At 47.5% G+C, this 17,260-nt stretch carries 26 protein-coding genes, 2 tRNA genes and 1 pseudogene; 13 read left to right on the plus strand and 16 right to left on the minus strand.

The features are described 5' to 3' along the window. Positions 1–43 precede the first annotated feature (43 nt). Positions 44–1,264, minus strand: a complete 1,221-nt coding sequence (locus NSS79_RS25380) for an IS256 family transposase (RefSeq protein ID WP_342436647.1) — start codon at positions 1,262–1,264, stop codon at positions 44–46. A 444-nt stretch (positions 1,265–1,708) separates the two neighbouring features. Beyond that, positions 1,709–1,921, minus strand: a complete 213-nt coding sequence (locus tag NSS79_RS25385; protein ID WP_342436648.1) for a helix-turn-helix transcriptional regulator — start codon at positions 1,919–1,921, stop codon at positions 1,709–1,711. A gap of 135 nt (positions 1,922–2,056) precedes the next feature. Here NSS79_RS25385 and NSS79_RS25390 point away from each other — a divergent pair, with 135 nt between their 5' ends. Continuing rightward, positions 2,057–2,347 carry a hypothetical protein gene (locus tag NSS79_RS25390; protein WP_342436649.1) on the plus strand — a complete coding sequence of 97 codons (291 nt, stop codon included), beginning with the start codon at positions 2,057–2,059 and terminating at the stop codon, positions 2,345–2,347. A gap of 90 nt (positions 2,348–2,437) precedes the next feature. Here NSS79_RS25390 and NSS79_RS25395 read toward each other — a convergent pair. The 3 genes from NSS79_RS25395 to NSS79_RS25405 all read right to left on the minus strand — a co-directional run bounded on the left by NSS79_RS25395 (position 2,438) and on the right by NSS79_RS25405 (position 3,889). Then, positions 2,438–2,523, minus strand: a tRNA-Leu gene (locus tag NSS79_RS25395). A gap of 136 nt (positions 2,524–2,659) precedes the next feature. After that, positions 2,660–3,139 (minus strand): WGxxGxxG family protein, encoded by a 480-nt coding sequence (locus NSS79_RS25400; RefSeq protein ID WP_342436650.1) that lies wholly within the window; start codon positions 3,137–3,139, stop codon positions 2,660–2,662. Between the two features lie 69 nt (positions 3,140–3,208). Beyond that, positions 3,209–3,889 (minus strand): M15 family metallopeptidase, encoded by a 681-nt coding sequence (locus tag NSS79_RS25405; protein ID WP_342436651.1) that lies wholly within the window; start codon positions 3,887–3,889, stop codon positions 3,209–3,211. A 128-nt stretch (positions 3,890–4,017) separates the two neighbouring features. Here NSS79_RS25405 and NSS79_RS25410 point away from each other — a divergent pair, with 128 nt between their 5' ends. The 3 genes and pseudogenes from NSS79_RS25410 (at position 4,018) to NSS79_RS25420 (ending at position 6,164) form a co-directional block, all read left to right on the plus strand. Continuing rightward, positions 4,018–4,179 (plus strand): hypothetical protein, encoded by a 162-nt coding sequence (locus tag NSS79_RS25410; protein WP_179091674.1) that lies wholly within the window; start codon positions 4,018–4,020, stop codon positions 4,177–4,179. A gap of 173 nt (positions 4,180–4,352) precedes the next feature. Then, a pseudogene (locus tag NSS79_RS25415) lies at positions 4,353–5,344 on the plus strand (ATP-binding cassette domain-containing protein). Between the two features lie 235 nt (positions 5,345–5,579). Next, positions 5,580–6,164, plus strand: coding sequence for a hypothetical protein (locus NSS79_RS25420; RefSeq protein WP_342436652.1), 585 nt, complete (start codon positions 5,580–5,582; stop codon positions 6,162–6,164). Between the two features lie 26 nt (positions 6,165–6,190). Here the strand turns inward: NSS79_RS25420 and NSS79_RS25425 are convergent, their stop codons facing one another. After that, positions 6,191–6,532, minus strand: coding sequence for a YolD-like family protein (locus NSS79_RS25425; RefSeq protein WP_038595306.1), 342 nt, complete (start codon positions 6,530–6,532; stop codon positions 6,191–6,193). Between the two features lie 284 nt (positions 6,533–6,816). After that, positions 6,817–7,461 (minus strand): hypothetical protein, encoded by a 645-nt coding sequence (locus tag NSS79_RS25430; RefSeq protein ID WP_342436653.1) that lies wholly within the window; start codon positions 7,459–7,461, stop codon positions 6,817–6,819. A gap of 192 nt (positions 7,462–7,653) precedes the next feature. Between NSS79_RS25430 and NSS79_RS25435 the strand changes: the two genes are divergently transcribed. Then, complete coding sequence (locus tag NSS79_RS25435) at positions 7,654–8,154, plus strand: PH domain-containing protein (RefSeq protein WP_342436654.1); 501 nt, start codon at positions 7,654–7,656, stop codon at positions 8,152–8,154. Positions 8,155–8,171: 17 nt separating this feature from the next. On the opposite strand, the gene NSS79_RS25440 is transcribed toward NSS79_RS25435, so the two are convergent. The 3 genes from NSS79_RS25440 to NSS79_RS25450 form a co-directional block, all read right to left on the minus strand. Then, positions 8,172–8,735, minus strand: coding sequence for a PA14 domain-containing protein (locus tag NSS79_RS25440; RefSeq protein WP_342436655.1), 564 nt, complete (start codon positions 8,733–8,735; stop codon positions 8,172–8,174). 51 nt (positions 8,736–8,786) lie between these two features. Further along, on the minus strand, positions 8,787–9,647 hold the full coding sequence (locus NSS79_RS25445) for a glycosyl hydrolase (protein WP_342436656.1): 861 nt from the start codon (positions 9,645–9,647) through the stop codon (positions 8,787–8,789). Positions 9,648–10,155: 508 nt separating this feature from the next. Next, complete coding sequence (locus NSS79_RS25450) at positions 10,156–10,572, minus strand: cytidine deaminase (protein ID WP_038595311.1); 417 nt, start codon at positions 10,570–10,572, stop codon at positions 10,156–10,158. 148 nt (positions 10,573–10,720) lie between these two features. Here NSS79_RS25450 and NSS79_RS25455 point away from each other — a divergent pair, with 148 nt between their 5' ends. Further along, positions 10,721–11,158: a NucA/NucB deoxyribonuclease domain-containing protein gene (locus NSS79_RS25455; protein ID WP_340896999.1), complete on the plus strand. Its 438-nt coding sequence runs from the start codon at positions 10,721–10,723 to the stop codon at positions 11,156–11,158. Between the two features lie 69 nt (positions 11,159–11,227). On the opposite strand, the gene NSS79_RS25460 is transcribed toward NSS79_RS25455, so the two are convergent. Both NSS79_RS25460 and NSS79_RS25465 read right to left on the minus strand, forming a co-directional pair. Beyond that, on the minus strand, positions 11,228–11,491 hold the full coding sequence (locus NSS79_RS25460; RefSeq protein WP_342436657.1) for a hypothetical protein: 264 nt from the start codon (positions 11,489–11,491) through the stop codon (positions 11,228–11,230). Then, complete coding sequence (locus tag NSS79_RS25465; protein WP_342436658.1) at positions 11,481–11,693, minus strand: hypothetical protein; 213 nt, start codon at positions 11,691–11,693, stop codon at positions 11,481–11,483. Before NSS79_RS25465 ends, NSS79_RS25460 begins: the two co-directional genes overlap by 11 nt. A gap of 757 nt (positions 11,694–12,450) precedes the next feature. Between NSS79_RS25465 and NSS79_RS25470 the strand changes: the two genes are divergently transcribed. The 3 genes from NSS79_RS25470 (at position 12,451) to NSS79_RS25480 (ending at position 13,528) form a co-directional block, all read left to right on the plus strand. Further along, positions 12,451–12,627: a YjfB family protein gene (locus NSS79_RS25470; RefSeq protein WP_076109072.1), complete on the plus strand. Its 177-nt coding sequence runs from the start codon at positions 12,451–12,453 to the stop codon at positions 12,625–12,627. Positions 12,628–12,738: 111 nt separating this feature from the next. Further along, on the plus strand, positions 12,739–13,281 hold the full coding sequence (locus tag NSS79_RS25475; protein WP_342436659.1) for an ImmA/IrrE family metallo-endopeptidase: 543 nt from the start codon (positions 12,739–12,741) through the stop codon (positions 13,279–13,281). Between the two features lie 82 nt (positions 13,282–13,363). Continuing rightward, complete coding sequence (locus tag NSS79_RS25480; protein WP_156130946.1) at positions 13,364–13,528, plus strand: hypothetical protein; 165 nt, start codon at positions 13,364–13,366, stop codon at positions 13,526–13,528. A gap of 241 nt (positions 13,529–13,769) precedes the next feature. Here NSS79_RS25480 and NSS79_RS25485 read toward each other — a convergent pair whose 3' ends face one another. Beyond that, positions 13,770–13,949, minus strand: a complete 180-nt coding sequence (locus NSS79_RS25485; protein WP_342436660.1) for a hypothetical protein — start codon at positions 13,947–13,949, stop codon at positions 13,770–13,772. A 145-nt stretch (positions 13,950–14,094) separates the two neighbouring features. On the opposite strand from NSS79_RS25485, the gene NSS79_RS25490 reads away from it, so the two are divergent. Then, a complete protein-coding gene (locus NSS79_RS25490) occupies positions 14,095–14,790 on the plus strand; it encodes a hypothetical protein (protein WP_342436661.1) in 696 nt (231 codons plus the stop codon). A 57-nt stretch (positions 14,791–14,847) separates the two neighbouring features. After that, complete coding sequence (locus NSS79_RS25495) at positions 14,848–14,994, plus strand: hypothetical protein (protein ID WP_342436662.1); 147 nt, start codon at positions 14,848–14,850, stop codon at positions 14,992–14,994. A gap of 324 nt (positions 14,995–15,318) precedes the next feature. Here the strand turns inward: NSS79_RS25495 and NSS79_RS25500 are convergent, their stop codons facing one another. The 3 genes from NSS79_RS25500 to NSS79_RS25510 all read right to left on the minus strand — a co-directional run bounded on the left by NSS79_RS25500 (position 15,319) and on the right by NSS79_RS25510 (position 16,313). After that, entirely contained in the window at positions 15,319–15,567 is a 249-nt protein-coding gene (locus tag NSS79_RS25500; RefSeq protein WP_038595321.1) for a hypothetical protein, read from the minus strand. Between the two features lie 167 nt (positions 15,568–15,734). Beyond that, positions 15,735–16,097, minus strand: coding sequence for a YmaF family protein (locus NSS79_RS25505; RefSeq protein WP_342436663.1), 363 nt, complete (start codon positions 16,095–16,097; stop codon positions 15,735–15,737). A 150-nt stretch (positions 16,098–16,247) separates the two neighbouring features. Beyond that, positions 16,248–16,313, minus strand: a tRNA-Met gene (locus tag NSS79_RS25510). Positions 16,314–16,495: 182 nt separating this feature from the next. On the opposite strand from NSS79_RS25510, the gene NSS79_RS25515 reads away from it, so the two are divergent. Continuing rightward, positions 16,496–16,690, plus strand: a complete 195-nt coding sequence (locus NSS79_RS25515) for a type II toxin-antitoxin system HicA family toxin (protein WP_340896986.1) — start codon at positions 16,496–16,498, stop codon at positions 16,688–16,690. A gap of 67 nt (positions 16,691–16,757) precedes the next feature. Continuing rightward, positions 16,758–17,144, plus strand: coding sequence for a type II toxin-antitoxin system HicB family antitoxin (locus NSS79_RS25520; RefSeq protein ID WP_342436664.1), 387 nt, complete (start codon positions 16,758–16,760; stop codon positions 17,142–17,144). Positions 17,145–17,260: the final 116 nt, after the last annotated feature.

Consider the following 17,260-nt stretch of genomic DNA (forward strand, 5'->3'; position numbering starts at 1 on the left):
AACTCTTTTAAGCATAGATTCCCCCGAGGGGGAAGTCGCGAATCTAACGCAAGTGTTGACCGACCCGATCAGGAAAGAAGACGGACAACTGGAGCAGCATTTGCCCCCAGTTTTGTACACGTCCCGTCCATTTCCGAGTGACGTCAACGGTAGCTAAATAGAGCATCTTCAGCAATGCCTCATCCGTAGGAAAGATGCTTTTTCCTTTCGTTACTTTGCGTAGCTGGCGGTGGTAACTCTCGATCATATTGGTGGTGTAGATGAGTTTGCGGATCTCAGGCGGGTACTTGAAAAAGGTAGCAAGTTCGTCCCAATTTGTCCGCCAGGAACGGATAATAAGAGGATATTTAGCGCCCCAGACTTCCTCAAAACGGTCGAGTTCAAGCAAGGCGCCTTCCTCAGTAGCGGCCTTGTATATAGGCTTTAAGTCGGCGGTCACCTTCTTAATGTCCTTGTACGACACGTACCGTGTGGAACTGCGGATCTGGTGAATAATACACTTCTGGATTTCAGTTTGGGGGTAGCAGGCTGCAATCGCTTGAGAGAACCCGGACAGGTTGTCCACGCAGATAATGAGAATGTCCCCCACCCCGCGATTTTTCAGCTCATTGAGCACGCTCAGCCAGAACTTGGAGGACTCGTTCTCCCCGATCCACATGCCCAGCACATCTTTGTTTCCGTCCAAATCAATGCCAATGACCATGTAGGCGGCCTTGTTGATAATGGCCCCGTCTTGTTTGACTTTAAAGTGGATGGCGTCCAGATAGACGACCGCATAGACGCCCTGCAGAGGCCGGTTCTGCCATTCTTTAATGAGAGGAACAATCTTGTTCGTGACATTGGAAATGAGCGTAGGAGAGACTTCAATGCCATACATCTGTCCTAGATGATCCTGGATTTCTCTTGTACTGACGCCTTTGGCATACAGGGCAATGATTTGTTCTTCGATGCCCGTTACGTTCGACTGATGCTTCTTGACGACAAGTGGCTCAAACTCACCCAGACGGTCCCTAGGGATAGCGATTTCCTGTTCACCGTACTCACTGACGACCGTTTTGCGGCTCTTTCCATTGCGACTATTTGGAGTGAGTTTGGCCTTTACTTCATGCTTTCCATAGCCTAAGTGAGTATCCATTTCGGCTTCCAGCATCTCCTGTATCGTCTCTGCAAACAGGTCTTTCAAGGCATTCTGTGCATCTTGAGCGGTGACCAGATTGTTCTCCTTTATGAATTCCCGAAGTTGCTGTTTTGACCAAAGTCCCATGTGTTCTCCCCAACCTTTCTCTTACTTCCATTTTAATGGGTTTGAGAGTTTACACAATATATTTTACAGACTCCACCACCCGTCAAACGGGTGGTTTGCTCTGCGGCTATAAGCCTTTGATACTGACTGCGCCTAAAGGCGCTTGCTCTCCCCTTGGTCGAGTGATCTTGGTCTAGGTCTATAGCCTTCTTTTCCTGTTCTATTATTCCGTTTGTGTACAGCCGTGTAAACGTTCATGAGCACAAACGCCCTCGGCCTTTATGGCAAAAATTTTCATCTTCCCAGTCGTGCTGAAACGAAGGTTTTAAAACTAAACCCTTTTGGGCAATAAGCCTGGACTACACCACCCGCATAGCAGGTGGTTTTTTGTTTCCCACGCTTCGCGTGCTCAACTGGCTAAAGCCATAATAAAAGCACTCTCCCGAGTGCTCCTTTAATAACCATCTATTCTTCTGGCACATACTCAATTAATTCTGACAGCTTGCATTGAAACGTATCACAAAGTTTGAATAGCGTCTCCAACTTAATAGTCTCCAGTTGCGTTTCTTTGTACAGCTTATTGATTGAATTTCGACTTAAACCCGATTTCTCCATTAATTCGGTGATGTCGTCTATGCGATGTTTAGCCATTAGAACTCTTAAATTGCTTTTCAACAAAATGTTCCCCTCCAACTATTATGTATGATAATTGCAGACAACAATTGACCTTATAGAGTTAAAATTTAGCTTTACAATTAACTCCATAAGGTTATATAATGACCTTATGGAGTTAAAAACCTGGAGGTGTCCTGTTTGTTTGAATCTTTAGAAGCTTTAACTGATCCATTGATTCGTATACGGGTTGAAGCGATGTACCGTGAACTGTTGGACACCGATTCTAGCTATAAAGTGCTTTTACTGGAAAGCGATCAGTGCTTTCAGCAACTTAGGAATGCTCTGCCCGAGGAACAGCAGAAAGCTGCATTCCTGTATGAGGACACTCAGTTGTCGCTTCAAGCCATTCTTGAGCGCTCCATCTATTTGCAGGGATTTAAAGATGCTCTTTATCTTTTTAATGAACTACAGATTTCAACACATTCTTAATTCGATTCTCTAATTACATTATCCTTTTTCTAACTTACGTGCAAAGAAAAGGCGCATTCACTTGAATGCGCCTTTTACTGTTGCTATTGATGCCGAGGACGGGGGTCGAACCCGTACGGTACTCACGTACCGCAGGATTTTAAGTCCTGTGCGTCTGCCTGTTCCGCCACCCCGGCATGAAATGTGCGTTGTAACGCGACAAGAAATATAATATCACGTATCCCGCAAACACGCAATCAAAATCCAAAAAAATTATTTGCAAAAAAACATCCCGGCCGGAGCCGGGACGGGTCAAGATCAAGCGTACGGGTGCTAGTGGCGATCGCGTTCACCGCTTCTGCTGCGCATACCGGCCAGCCCCAGGAGTCCCAGGAGTCCGAGCCAGCCCCAGTTGGAGCCTCTGCCGTTGGTTGTGGCAGCTGTAGTGGTGCTGGTCGCCCGGTATCTGGTGCCACGCGAGGTATCCGGATATTGTGTCAAGGTGTCGTTTGTTCCTGTACGGATCTTATCGTTCATGATCGAATCGTTTCTGTGTGTCGTTCCTGTAGTCCGGTTCATCAGGGTATTGTCTTCCTGGTTAAGCATAGGGGCTCCGGTTCTGGTCCCCATGTTACCCATGGTGTTGCCTGTTCTATTCTCTGTTCTGTTCTCTGTCTTCAGTCCGTTCATTCCCGTATCAGGAACTGCCGTGCCCATTCCGCCTGTACCCGCAGCATTCGCTGCGTTACCGGCTCCAAGCAAACTCATCGATAATACTGTACCGCATGCAAGGCTTGTGATCAGCTTCTTCAAGTTGTTATGCCCCCTTCATGGTTTGTCGCTGATAATTTCCCCACAAGGTGCGGCATCTATTCATACAAGTTATTCCTTAACGAGGTTGACCGTCTTGCTTGCGGCATCATAAGTTACCTTGGCGCCAAGCGCTTCCGCAACTGCCCGCACAGGTGCATACGTTGTCCCGTTTTCTACTAGCCCGGTTGTGAGCTTACGCCCATTCAGCATGATGGTGATCCCTTGTTCCTCTGCCGGTTCGTTTGCGCTGATCTTAGCCAAAGCCTCTTGCACCTGTTGTTCGGTCGGACGCTTTCCGGCCAGTAGCTGAGCGGTTGTAAGTCCGAAGGTCATCTGCAGATGGGGATAGTCTTTAAAGGAAGTCCAATCGCCGCCCCATTCAAACCCCAGCTGTTTAGCTACCTCAGCCACTTCCTGCCAATCTGCGACCTTATCGCTGTCTCCGTCCCGGTTCATATCCCAGGACACGTTGCTGCCATCCGGCAGCAGCAGCGCAAAATCAATGGCCAATCCGTAATTATGATAACTGCTGCCTCCCCGGGCATTCGTAACAATCGGTCCCTTCTTGGTTCTGCCCTGCGCATAAAGCGCATTCTGCTCTGCAATTGTGCGCATCCCCTGAGTAATGATGATGGGTACACCCTTGGCATAGCTCCGCTGTATCAACTCATCCGCAGCAGCTTGCAGCACGGGATGAAGTTTGCCCAGCGATCCGGCAGATTTACTCTTAACCTGATCCAATGTCAGCATATAATCACCCCCTGGTATAGTAAATGCCTTCTCATGCTGCATTGCTTGTATACCTGTCTTGATCAAGCTCCCGGTGGATGATTTCCGCAGGAAAAGGCTAAAATAACAATGAAGGGTGGGATAACACAATGGAGATTCACAGCGATAGCTACAAGGTGGCTGTACTTGCCGATCAGGAAGATGCCGTGGAGGTGATCCGCCAGGCCGAAGCGGCAATTGCCCAAATTACAGGCAACAAGGCCGTTACCCTGATCGCTTATGAGAAGACGGAGGCAACCGGCGTAAATTGAAATGAAATACCGGGACAAGCAGTTCATATCAGATGTGAAAAATAATAGATTCACATGGTAAAATTTATTTGTGAAACTATTCACATGTAGATTATTGCCATGACCTTACAGGGCACTTCCACGAGGAGTGCCTTTTGTATTTTGAAAACTTGAACTGGGTTTGGGGGGCAAATGTGAACATCACTATACATAATGTAGAACAAGTATACCGGAATAACTGCCATGCACTGTATCCAGTACATTTGGAATTTCACGAAGGGGTTTACGGTCTGCTGGGACCAAACGGAGCAGGCAAGTCCACCTTGATGAATATTCTGACCATGGCCAAAAGCCGACAAGCGGAACTGTCTACTGCAACGGTGTGGATATCAACACGATTCAGAACAAGTATAAAAGCAGGATCGGCTATTTGCCGCAATCCTTTGGACTGTTCCCGGCCTTGTCAGGTCGAGAATTCCTGATGTATGTTGCAGCGGGCAGAATACAAGAGCTTTTAAGTGCGCTTAACTTGAATGAGGTCGGTGATCAGTATATCGCCAGCTACTCCGGCGGAATGAGGCAGCAGATCGGCATTGCCCAGGCTTTGCTTAATAATCCCAAGTTTCTGCTGCTGGATGAACCCTCGGTGGGACTCGATCCCGACGAACGGGTAAATTTGAAGAATCTCATTACCAAGGCCGCGCAAGACGCAACCGTGATCTACTCCACTCATATTGTGTCCGATATTGAAGCACTGGCTGGAAGCATTATTATCATGAAGCAAGGCAGAATTCTGGCGGCTGGAGCCGTGAACCAATTAACAGAACCTGTAGAAGGCCTGGTATGGAAGATGAACGTGGATTACAGCGGGCTTGCTACCCTTCAAGACAATACATATGCAGTAGCAGCAATAGATCTAGCGACGGAATTGAGGTCCGTGTCCTTTCGTCAACTCCGCCAAGCGCCCGGGCCGAGCCGGTCTATCCCACCCTTGAGGATGTCTACCTCTATCTCATCCACCAGGATGAGATCAAAGGAGAATCACCAGCATGACAAGAACCGCCTCTGCCTTAAATCTCTTGTCTGTATCTCTGGTCCTGGTGAAGGAACGCATACGATGAGCAAGCTTTCTGTGGACAATCGTAGTGTTTGCGTGCTGTACTTATTATTACTTTCTGGCGAGTGATACTACCGGCAGCCTAACCACTGTTATTAAAAACAGTCTCCTTGACGGGCACTACAGAGGGACCTATAACTCCGTATGGATGGGTCTGCTGGTGGTGTTGTTTTTTAACTGTCTGCTGCTATTCGGGGGTATCTTCCTGATCCGAAACTCCATCGGAAGAGATGCGACGCTGCAACTGAAGATGTACTATACTACCTCTCCCTTAAATGTGCATTAATATACGGAATCCAAACGTTTGGCAAATTCCCTCTACCTTGGGCTGGTTGCCCTGGCCGTTGAAGTCATGGCTCTGATCATGCAGCTCAGCAGGGGGGAAAGCTATGCGATTGAGCCTCTTTCCTATATAATGCCTTTTGTACTGCTGATTTTACCCTTTATCTATGTATTATCCAGCGTGACGGTTTGCATGGAGCTACTCCCCCCGCTGCGCAGAAATCCCGGCAATCTGCTGTTGTTTATCCTGTCCTACGCCTATCTCTCGATCGTATTCGCCGGTGCGAACAAAACAGAGATCAATCCGTACTTCGATGTTACCGGTCTGCAGTTTATCGTTAAGAATGTATTCAGCCAGTTCAGGCAGTACTTTGCGCTGTCCCGTCCAAATGATCCTTCCATTTCCTTGTTCAATTTATTCGTAAACGCTCAGTATGCCGGGATACTTTCGCTCATTGTGGGAATTACGTTTGCCGTTGCATCCGCCAGCCTCACCGTTGTTGTTCCCCCTAATCTGTTCAATGTCCTCTACATATTGATGTGGTATATGGGCATCATTCAAAAGATAGAGGTCTTGATGATGGTCTTCTCCTACAAAAAAATATAATCCGCATGCATTCCGGCAACCGATCATCAAACGATGTATACCTCCAAAATATCGTCCACGTTGACCCATTTCCATTCCTCCGCCCACTGCAGCTTGAATTCGCGCGAGTGGGTGTGAATGGAGGTCACAAAGCCGCTCAGCAGCTTGCGCTCAAAAGGATCAAACAGAACAACCGTCACACGGACATGCGCCCGCAGCGACAGAGCCAGCGTACACTCGATCTCTTCCAGCTTCTGTTCATCCAGAATCGGCTTAATCGTGCGCAACGTTTCCCGTTCATCTCTTATAATCCGGCTCTTATGCTCCGGCAGCATCATCCGGCTGCTCTCCCACAGGCCATTGCCTTTCAGCTTCTTGCCGAGTGTCATTGCCATTCCCCTTCCCGATGGTTAATGCATTACTTATGCTTTATATAACACGAACGTATGTTTGTATTATATCTGCAGTTCCGCTTATTAATCAACCAGAAATAAATGACAGAGGGAAGTGCCTGTTTTCCACAAAATAGGTGTATAATTCTATATATTATAAATGGAAAAAACGGCTGCTCCGTTCCAAATAACAAACAAAAAGGCGCACACAGCCTGCAGCTGTGAAGCGCCTTTTACCATTTTGTGTAACTACAGACCTCAACTTTAATTGTGGTTATTCCTTATTTGCCGCCGGTAATGGTCGATGACCCGGAATTTGTGCTATTCTCTGTCGTCGGAGCCAGCTTTACGTCCGTACTGCCCACTGCTGTACCAGACTCCGCATCCGCAGTCCCCGCAGCTTCTGTGCCGATCCCGTCTTCGATCAGCCCTACGGCAGCCCTTGCTTCGTTCAGCTTGGAAATGCCATACAGCATCGCCACATCCGCCTGCTGGTTCATCGCATTGAACTCATCGGCCGTAACGTCGGGAGAAACGGCGCTTTTCGAGGCTTGCTCTTTAATGGAGTACGCGCTTTTAAAAGCGATCATTGATTCACTCAGTAGTTTTCGAACCTCTTCGGGCAGGTTTTTGGAAATCTTCACATCCCCCACCTCATCGGCAATTTCCGATGTCGCATCCTGGAATTGATCAACCGCTTTCTCCAGCTCTTTGTCCGAGGCTTTTCCTGTCGAATAAGAGGTTAAAGTAGTGTTGAAATTATCCAGGGAAGACTTGCCCTTTTCATCGAATTTTGACATCTTGTCGTAGAAGTTTTGTACGGTCTCCTGCGCTTCTTCCTCTGATGCGGGGGCTGAACTATTATTGCTGCAGGCGCTGAGGATAACCACCACCATAAGTAATCCTGTCAGTAAAGCTTTTCTCATTTTTGAATCCCTCCACTTAACAGAATAATGGCGGCTTTTGCAAAGTGCAAATGAAAATATTGTAAAATGCGCCCGAATGAAACATTTTCCTAAAATTAAGCGTATTCATGGGTAAAAAGATCTCCGGCCGTGACCGGAAATCTAATGGTATACTATAATCATTTCATCCGGAATAAGAGAGGAAGATCCCTTATGGCTTATTGCACAGCCTGTGGTGCAGAAAACAAGCAAGGTGCCAAATTTTGCGGAAAATGCGGAGCGCCTGTCGATGGAACGGTTCCAGCGGCACCGCACCAAACGTCAGCTAAAGGAATGACCAGCTCCGGCTCAGGTCCGGAAGTCGAATTGTGGGAGGGTAAACCCGCCGGCATTTCCGACCGCCTCAAAGGCCTCATAGGCCTTAACACAACTACCTACACGATCACCAGTCAGCGGATTATGGTCAAAACCGGACTTATCGGCAAAGATCTCGAAGAAATTGAACTGCTGCGGGTAAATGATTTCTCGGTAGCCCAGTCCATTCCGGACCGTCTGCTTGGAATCGGAACGCTTACTGTCTTCTCCGATGACCCTTCAACACCACAGCTTTTGTTCCGGAAAATCCGCAAGGTGCAGTCTGTGAAGGATGTGCTGCGAGGCGCTGTCCGCAACGAAAAAATTGCCAACAACATCAGCTACCGCGAGCAAATCTAAGTTGTTGCGGCAGCCCGTTACGGAAGATACAACGCTCCGGCCGGAATAACGATTTTAGGCTGGCTGGAGCTTTCCCACATTAACACCGCCTTCGCATCGCCCTGGTTCTCGTAATACTCCACCTTCAGTTCATGCAGCTTGCCGGCAATCAGCCCGATGCTGCCCTTGCGCTCCTGCCCGCTTTGCTTCATCCAGCTGTCAATCACCAGCACTCCGTCAATCCACACCCGGATGCCGTCGTCCGAGGAAGTGTAAATCGTATAATCCTCGCTGTAGCCCGCCTTCAGCCTGCCGCTCCAGCGCACTGAGAATAAATTGGCCGGAACCGCCGGATCGGGAGCACCCTGCTTCCAGATAAAATTAATATTGGTATCGGTGCGGACCAGCACCGGAGTGCCGCTAAGTGACGCATTATTGTAATACTCTCCCCGAAGTCCTGTCAACGAAGTTGCCGGAGGCGCTGAGACTGGTTCCGCAGCCTTGACCGTATACTCTGACCGCGTGAGTACAAAGCTGTCCTTCATAAAAGCCTTAATGACCGCATCGCTGTTATTCTCGTACAGCAATTTGCCCCAGGTCATCTGGTACGACCATTTATTCTGTGAACCTGCCAGCAGGGCCGGGGACGGCAGCTACCCGTTCTCCCCAATGGCTATCAGCTTGCCCCGCCCCAGATCCCAAAGGGTGTCGTGGTGACTCTTTTTGAAATCACCCTCATAAATATCCAGCGCCAGCACATCCACTCTTCCCGCACCGGGATAATACCCCGCAGGCTCGTCACACCACTGATTTTTGGCATTCGGGCTCCACACCCAGAGCAGATTATGCAGCTTATGATAAACCGTATACCGTTCGAACATAAGGTTCCAAAGCTCGGTAAAGCGGCGTTTTTGCCCCCACCAGAACCATCCGCCGTTCATCTCATGGTACGGTCTCCACAACACAGGCACACCGGCATCCCTCAGTTTTTTTAAAGAAAGGGCCGTCTTGTCCAGATCCTTCATTAACGCATTGTATTGAGCGGTACCGGGAGTGAGGTATTTGGCAAAATCAACTTCGCTAAGGCTCACGGAGACATTGGACCAGGCCGGAGCCGTACCCGGTAAATGGGCATGGTAGCTCATCGTCACAATTCCGCCCGCCTTATGCCAGCGCACCGCACTGTCCACCACCGCCTGACGCTGACTCCCTATAACTGTCTCTGTCTGATTGTTGATCGCACCCAGCTCATAGCCGTGGAGCGCGGCATATTGTCCGCAGGTATTCTTCAGCTTGTTGCTGAATTCATCCGGACTCTCCAGATAATCATGCTGCCCGCTGAGGATTGCTGTGCCTTGCAGCGAATATAACGTATTCAGCACCTTCAAGGCCGGAAGCGCCAGTTCGGTGTCCGCCGGAGTTCTAAGCAGACTGCTGAATGCTGCCTGCCACTGGGCATCATTCACCAGCCTTGAAGCCGAATCGAGCTTATCCTGGAGTATACGCTGTTCCATCCTTGTTCACCCTCCCTTGGTTTTATTCCATGTTATGACAAGGTTTGGGACAAAGTGGCGGCGGATGGACAACAAACGGACAAAATTATCGGTTCCCGCAAAGAAACGGCTCCGCTCTCCTTTTCCAGGGACGAAGCCATTTATGCGGAAAGATCAGGACGAAATAAAGTATGATGTGGTGCAGTCAAATGCACTTTTACCTCTCATTTCACCAAATTGACCACATACAGCGGATTCAATTGTATATTTACCTCTCATTGCACCATATAGCCCGCATGCGGCGAATTCAATTGTATATTTACCTCTCATTGCACCATATAGCCCGCATGCGGCGAATTCAAATGCACTTTTACTTCTCATTTCACCATATAGCCGCATGCTGCATCTGCCAGCAAAAAGGAGCCCGAAGGCTCTTGGTTTGTGTCTCCAACCTGGGTTAATATCCCCATGCATGGCCTGCCGATCTCATCGACTCTTGACGTATGTATAATGCCGGGACGGCTGCCTCTTACCTTGCATACCGCAAAGGCAGCAAATCAATAATGTCGACCTTGGTCAAATTGTCATCCTCGATTAGAATGACCTTGCAATCCTTGCCATAGTCAGCGATCAGCTCCCGGCACATGCCGCAAGGTGAGACAACCTTGATCTCTCTGTCCTCGCTGTCCGGGTCCGGGTGCCTCACCGCAACGATGGTATCGAACTCCTTGTACCCCTCGGAAATTGCCTTGCCGATCACCATCGCTTCCGCGCACACAGTAACCCGGGAGAGGCTGGCCTCGAGGTGAACCGCCGTGAAGATCTCTCCCGTCTTGGTGCGCAGGGCCGCACTGACATGATGCCGCTCCCACTCATACCGTTTCTTGATAATCTCCACCGCAGAGGCGATAAGCGTCTGGTCTTCAATTGAAATCTCTTTTCCCATCTCTCTGTCCCCCCCTTTATTTTCCTAACTTAGTATACTAAAGGACACTGAACTTACGCTATACTAATTAAGCCTATGCTTCCGATGCCAGTTTTGTACGAACCGAATCCATGAAGCTAGGCTCACAAAACTTTTAGGAGGAGCAGATGTGAAAAAGAAGAAATTCATCCCCAGTCTTATCATCATTGCACTGTTGGTCCTGGCGGCTTACTGGTTTGAAGATAATGGCCAGAACGTCACGACGCCTTCTTCGGAAGACTCCGAGGTAGTCCAGCTCGAATTCCCGGCAGATCGTTACCCGGAGACAGCCGGACATATCCAGGAGGCAATCAGCAGCGGGGAATCGGCGATCTGCACCATCAACCGGGGGGAAGCCGAAGCGAACCGCAAGGAATCCTTAAAAGGGGTGCCGACCAAAAAAGGCTACGACCGTGATGAATGGCCGATGGCCATGTGTGACGAAGGCGGCGCCGGAGCCGACATTGAATACATAACGCCAAGCGATAACCGCGGGGCAGGAAGCTGGGTAGGCAACCAGCTGGAGGATTTTGCCGACGGAACAAAGGTAGAATTCATGTTCAAATAACAAAGAAACGGATACCGTCCTCCCGGAAGGTATCCGTTTCTTTGTGTACATAGCGCTACGCAGATTGCCTCAGTCGTTCCAGTGGCCGCTGATCGAAGTATGCGTCCCAGGCTCGGGAGTTTCCCAAGCGACCAAAATAACCGCTAATTCTATAGGCTGTGGCGGCTGCCATTGGATATGACCCTCCAGCACCAGCTCGCGAAATCCGGAATAGATTCCCGCCGGTGTCCGCCCGCTGAGCCTTGCAAGCTCAGGCAGTGTTGGCATCCTCCGGAAGTGGTTGCTGAAATGGTACATGATCCTCAGCAGCTTGCGCGCTGTATCATCCAGCATAACGGGCCTTTGCCTGGCGCCAGGCAAGGATGTTAGCAGTCCGGAATACTCTTGGACCGCCCGTGGTCAGGCAGGTGGCCCGGAGCAGCCCACCTTTAATCCCATGAACCTCAACTCTGCGCTGGGTGATGTTTCCCGACTTGTCCTCATATATAATCTCAATAACCTGCCCGATCAGCTTCTCCATTTCTTTTACACTCATGTAAACCGCCTCCTTTAGAAAGCCCAGGAATATTTGTATGTATTATATGCGAACAAATGTTCTTTATGCAATCTTCCGTCAATTAGGCGTAATATAAAGTGGGATAATATTCCACGCGCGGAGAGCCAAGGTGTTCTATATTTGTTATCGGGGAAAAAGGCTTTACGGGCCCATGCCTGAGGAAGAAGCCTTCAAGGAATGGTTTGCACTTGCAGGCACGGTAAAAGAACTCTATATCATTGAAGTCGACGAAACCACGGGAAGAATCAAACGTCAGATAGGACCCACAGCCCGTAAAAAAAAGAAATAGCCCCATCTGGCATATGCCTGACGGGGCAGCATTCGATTGAGTCTGATTTAGAATATACAGGCTTTTGTAATAATTACCAGAAGAATAAAGAGAACCAGAATGGAGGTTGTCGATGTCCATGGACTTACTACCGGCATAACTGCCGGAGGACCTTGGTTTACTCCACCAACGTTAGTACCGCAACCGCAACCATAATCTACACCCATTATTTAAATTCCTCCTCGTGAATATTGAATACAGCACAGAATATGTCAAAGGCTGATCTACCGTATGGGCCAAACGGCAAAGAAATGTCATTCACCTAAAGTATCGGCCCATCATTGTCGATATACAGTATGTAAATTCAAAGCTGTGAAGCTTCAAAAAACTTAGCGTATGCTTTCGATGTGAGTTTTGTACGAAGAACTTTCAGGAAGCATTGCTCACAAAACTTTCAGGAGGTGCAACATGGACATTGCTGCATTATCAATGGCGATGAGTCAGGCGTCCCTACACCAGGCTGCAGGGCTGCAAGTCATGAATATTGCCACAAAAACGACTGAGATCCAAAGCCAGAATCTGGTCCAAATGCTCCAGCAGAGCCCACACCCCAACTTGGGAAAAACACTTGATATTGTAGTTTGATTGATTTATGCTTACATACATAAGAACATGAGTTCCGGTTACCCTTGAGCCCTTTGGGCTTTTCTTTTGGCCATTAATACGAACATACGATCCTATATCGAGGTGATTCCCATGCAATCCTACTATCAAATGACCGCCCTGGAGAAATGGACTGAAGATTTATATCAGCGGTTGAACGTGCAACAGCCGTCGCAAATCTCCATTGAGTACATATCGGAGCGGCTGAATATCTGGATTCATTATCTGGATGTAAGAAGCAAGAGCATTGAAGCCTCTGCAGGCATGTACAGCATGTTTATTGACAGCAGCCTTCCACCCGAGCTGCAGCGTCTCGAGTTCCTCCATGAGCTCTGCCATTTGCTTCGCCATGCCGGTAACCACACGCTGATGCCCGAACAGTTCACACAGGCACAGGAGGATGAATCCGAGCGTTTTATCCTTTATGCGGCGATGCCCTACTCCATGATTTCCGCCAGAACGTTGCCTGAACTCCGTGAAGATGCCGTCCAATATATCGCTTCAACCTTTCAGGTTCCTGCTGAGCTAGCCATGCAGCGGATTGACCAGATTCAGAGACGAGTGTTCCAAGGGCAATTGATGGCTGTGATGGAAAGGAACGAAGACAGAAATTTAATCCACCGACATATTCGGTAAACACTGCGGGGATAATAGCCTATGCATAATGAAATGCAGAGACCTTATGTATAGGGTGAATTTACCCGTAAGGGGGAGCGAAATGGACGCCATTCAAGTCATCCAGTTATTAATGACCCATCCGGATTACAGCGTGGATGCCGTGCATCCTGATATCCCGGATTTTGTTGGCATTGAGACCATTGAGGTCGATCATGAAACCCAGACCTTCTCCATTCTGCTGCAAGAACCGAAGGAAGAAGATTAGGGGGACCCATGGACAAAAAAGTGACCCCGCCGGCGTCCGGCAGGGTCCATATCTATTAATAAGGGGGGTATGTGTTTACTATAATCCCGTTAGCTTAAGCCCTAATGAAATCCCGCTGAAGATGAACTGAATCTTTTCCGGCACTACCGTCTTTCTGCTGCAGCATGTATTCTTCTTCATCCTGATAGCGCTTGTCTGCACTACACTGCTCGTTCATGAGAAGAGCGAATGAACAATCTGGCTAGCCTGAGCTCACAAACTGCATTACGCCTATTGCCGTCAGCAGGAAAAACACGATCAGAATCCCCCATATTACCCTGCGCAATATTTTTCCGGAGTCATGGCCGGGTGGATGCCCGCCTTGATTCTCCAGCGTAGCTATCCGGCGCTCAAGCTCCTGAATTTTCTTTTGCTCAGACATATTCTCCATCTCCTTTTTTTGTATATACTCAATAAAACGCTTCCAAATCTAAAAAGTTTCATAAAAGGAAATTAACCTTTCTTTCATCTCTCTGTAACCTATCTCCCAATTTATTCCTTTACTATGGGAGGAGGAGGGGATTTCCATGAAAACACTCTGGGTTCTTATGTCCGTAATCCAGCTTATGTTCGCATACAGCCCGCAAGCCGGTAACATAGATGAAGATAATAACATCCGTACATTCCAATATTCTTTGGAAGCCGGGTACAGCTGGAAGGCAACTTCAGCAGGTTCAGGAATGTATCAGGCAGACAACCGTATCTATATGAGCAATGACAGAGGCATATCCTGGCATAAGCTGAGCGATTCCTTGAGCGGCACTTTGCCAAGCGGCCCCATTGGAGACCTCAAGTTTAAGACGAAGGACACCGGCTGGATTACGATCCATTCTCCACGACAAGGCGATATTGGACTATATAAGACAACCGATGGCGGAATTCACTGGGCCAAAGAGCAGCTTGAAGTACCTTCAAAATACGCTTCCGTTCAGTTTAACCCTTCCTCTCCTATATTTTTCACCTCTACAAATTATGGAATCGTCCTACTGAATGAGATCGGGCTGCTGAACGAGGAAGGCCAGACTGAAACCTCTCTACTCTTCTATGCAACGCAAGACAATGGACGTCATTGGACCCCCATCATGGATAGACCTGAGGGACAATGGAACGGTTTATCCTGGAAGGCCTCTTTGGATCAGAAATCTGCAAGCTACTCATGGAGTATTACTATCGGTGATAGAACCTGGACTTCATCCAATGGGGAAATATGGTCTATGAATTAAGATCCTTAGCATTTATAAAATGGGTGTCTTGAAGGATGGGCACAGCACTTTCCGCCAATGGGCTGGCATTTTACAATTCATTATGAAGAAGGCCTGCTGTATGTAGACCGGCTGTTCAATCAGGAGTTCAAAAAAAAGAAGTTCCAGCAGGTAACCTACAGTTTCGATACCTTGAACCTGCCCTATGAGAGATCCGGGGGATAAACCGGTAAACAATAAAGCAGCGGAAGCCTGAGCAGAAACAACACTCTTGGTAGCCGCTGCGTTTTTTTGTGTGTAACTTAAGAAACTGGATAAGCCGAAGTTACAGCCAGAATGATTTGGTAATAATGACGAGCAAAATAAACAATACCAGAATTGCCGCAGTCGATGTGCCAATACCGCCAACAGGACCTACATTTTCTCCGCATCCACATGAACCCATTTCCCATTCCTCCTTCAAAAGTGAGTACAGCATAGAATATGCAGAATGCCCTTCACTGCTTGGGTGAAATGGAAATGTGTTATTGTGCATTCAGCCGGTCTGGTTTATTTATCTGCCATGAATGTTACGTATGTTGCTGCTGCAAACACAACAACCAGCACCAAAGAAATAACGCCCATAATCCGTTCATTTTTCCAGGCACGAATTGTGTTAGCAATATATAGGATCATGAGCCCTGCCATCATTAGCGACAGGTTGATGCCCGTTATAAACAACACAACAAACCCAATCATTACACAACCCCAAATAATCATGAACCACAAAGGATAATTTTTAAAGATCGTTTTAAGCATTTTCCGCCTGCCTCTATTCCATCTCAAATTTATACTTCCCTATAATCTCACAATCCAGTCTCGCTAGCAACGGAGGAAGTTTGTCCGGCAGCCGTAAACCAAAAAAGGATAAGCTTTTAGAGCCTCTCCTGATCCATTTAAACTACATAATTCCATATTAATCCGATTTATACGAGTGGCGCTTGAATCAATGTTGCGAAATTGAACTTGTGTACGTGACCATCATTTAAAGTAGTTTGACCCGTAACAAAATGGACGTGTTTGCCGTTACCTACTGAAATAGCTGGCCCTGTTCTAATCTTCTTCAAATTATGAAAATGATTCAAGAAATCAGTTCTTTCCAAATCAATCTCGTGGACATGACTTGCTCCTGCCCGAATCGCCTGTCCTGTAACACCTGCGAACCGGTGATTGTGCCGATCTGCACCTTCTTCAGCCAGTTTAGTGCTCCCTTCAAATTCATGTAAGTGTCTCTGTGCCTGAGTTGAGCCTGTTCTTATCTTCTTTATTGTAGGCCGTTTCTTCTTCATCCGTTGTCTGCCTCCCTAAAATTATGCAACTTCACAACATCTTATTAAGGCAAACTCGGATAGGTGCACAGCCATTGTCAGGTCTTTTCTGGATTCAAAAAAAACCACAACATAGCAAAAACCCCTTGCTAGGCAAGGGGTTTAGTGAAGTGGGCCCTACAGGACTCGAACCTGTGACCAATCGGTTATGAGCCGACCGCTCTAACCAACTGAGCTTGGGGAAAGGTTAAAATAGGTTTAATTCTGTTCTTATATATGAAGAATACTGGTTTTTTGACCAATGTGTTTAACTCTATTTTCCTTTGTTCGTTTACAAATTTGTAGCATTATTTCTGCGTACATTAATTTGCAATGCGCATCAATGCGCGTTATAATATTAATAGGAGGTGAGAGAGAGGATGAAGAGTTATTCTTCAAGAGAGGTGTTGGCGATACTGAAAGCAAACGGATGGTACAAAGTACACACCGTTGGCGATCACTACCAATATAAACACCCGACTATAAAGGGGAAGGTTACCATAACCCATCCAGTCAAAGACGTTGCAATACATATCCTAAAGGATATAGAGAAGAAGACGGGGCTAAAGTTTTAGCCCCTCCCTTCTTCCCTTTCAATATAATATTGAGAAACGAATCTCAAAAAAAAGGAAGGTGTAAGCATTGAAAAAAAGTTATACGTACCCGGCCATTTTGAACTTCACAGATAAGCACATTGAAATTTCATTTCCCGATTTGGAGGAAGCTTTGTCCCAAGCTGAGAACATTGACGAGGCTGTTAGACGGGCGAATGAGGTACTGAAACTTACTATTGAAAGTCGCCTTGAGGACAAAGAATCCATTCCAGCTGCTACCCCGCTGAATGATCTTGAACTTACTGGTAACCAGCGTACCATTATTGCAACGGCGGTCCTGAATGAAAAGATCACTTATGTTAAAAAGAATCTAACATTGCCGCAAGACCTGAGCGAAGCGGCCGAAATTGCTGGGTTGAATTTTTCTCAGGTTTTGCAACGCGCACTCCGAGAAGAACTGGAACAGAATAGTTAAAATAGTAATACCGTTGCCTTTAAAACTGGATTAAAATATGGCATAACATTGTATTACACTATATACAACAATCGCCTGAAGATGGCCGGATTAGAACCGGCCGAAACGGACTCCTT

Source organism: Paenibacillus sp. FSL L8-0436, from assembly GCF_038593025.1.
Taxonomy (GTDB): Bacteria; Bacillota; Bacilli; order Paenibacillales; family Paenibacillaceae; genus Paenibacillus_AQ.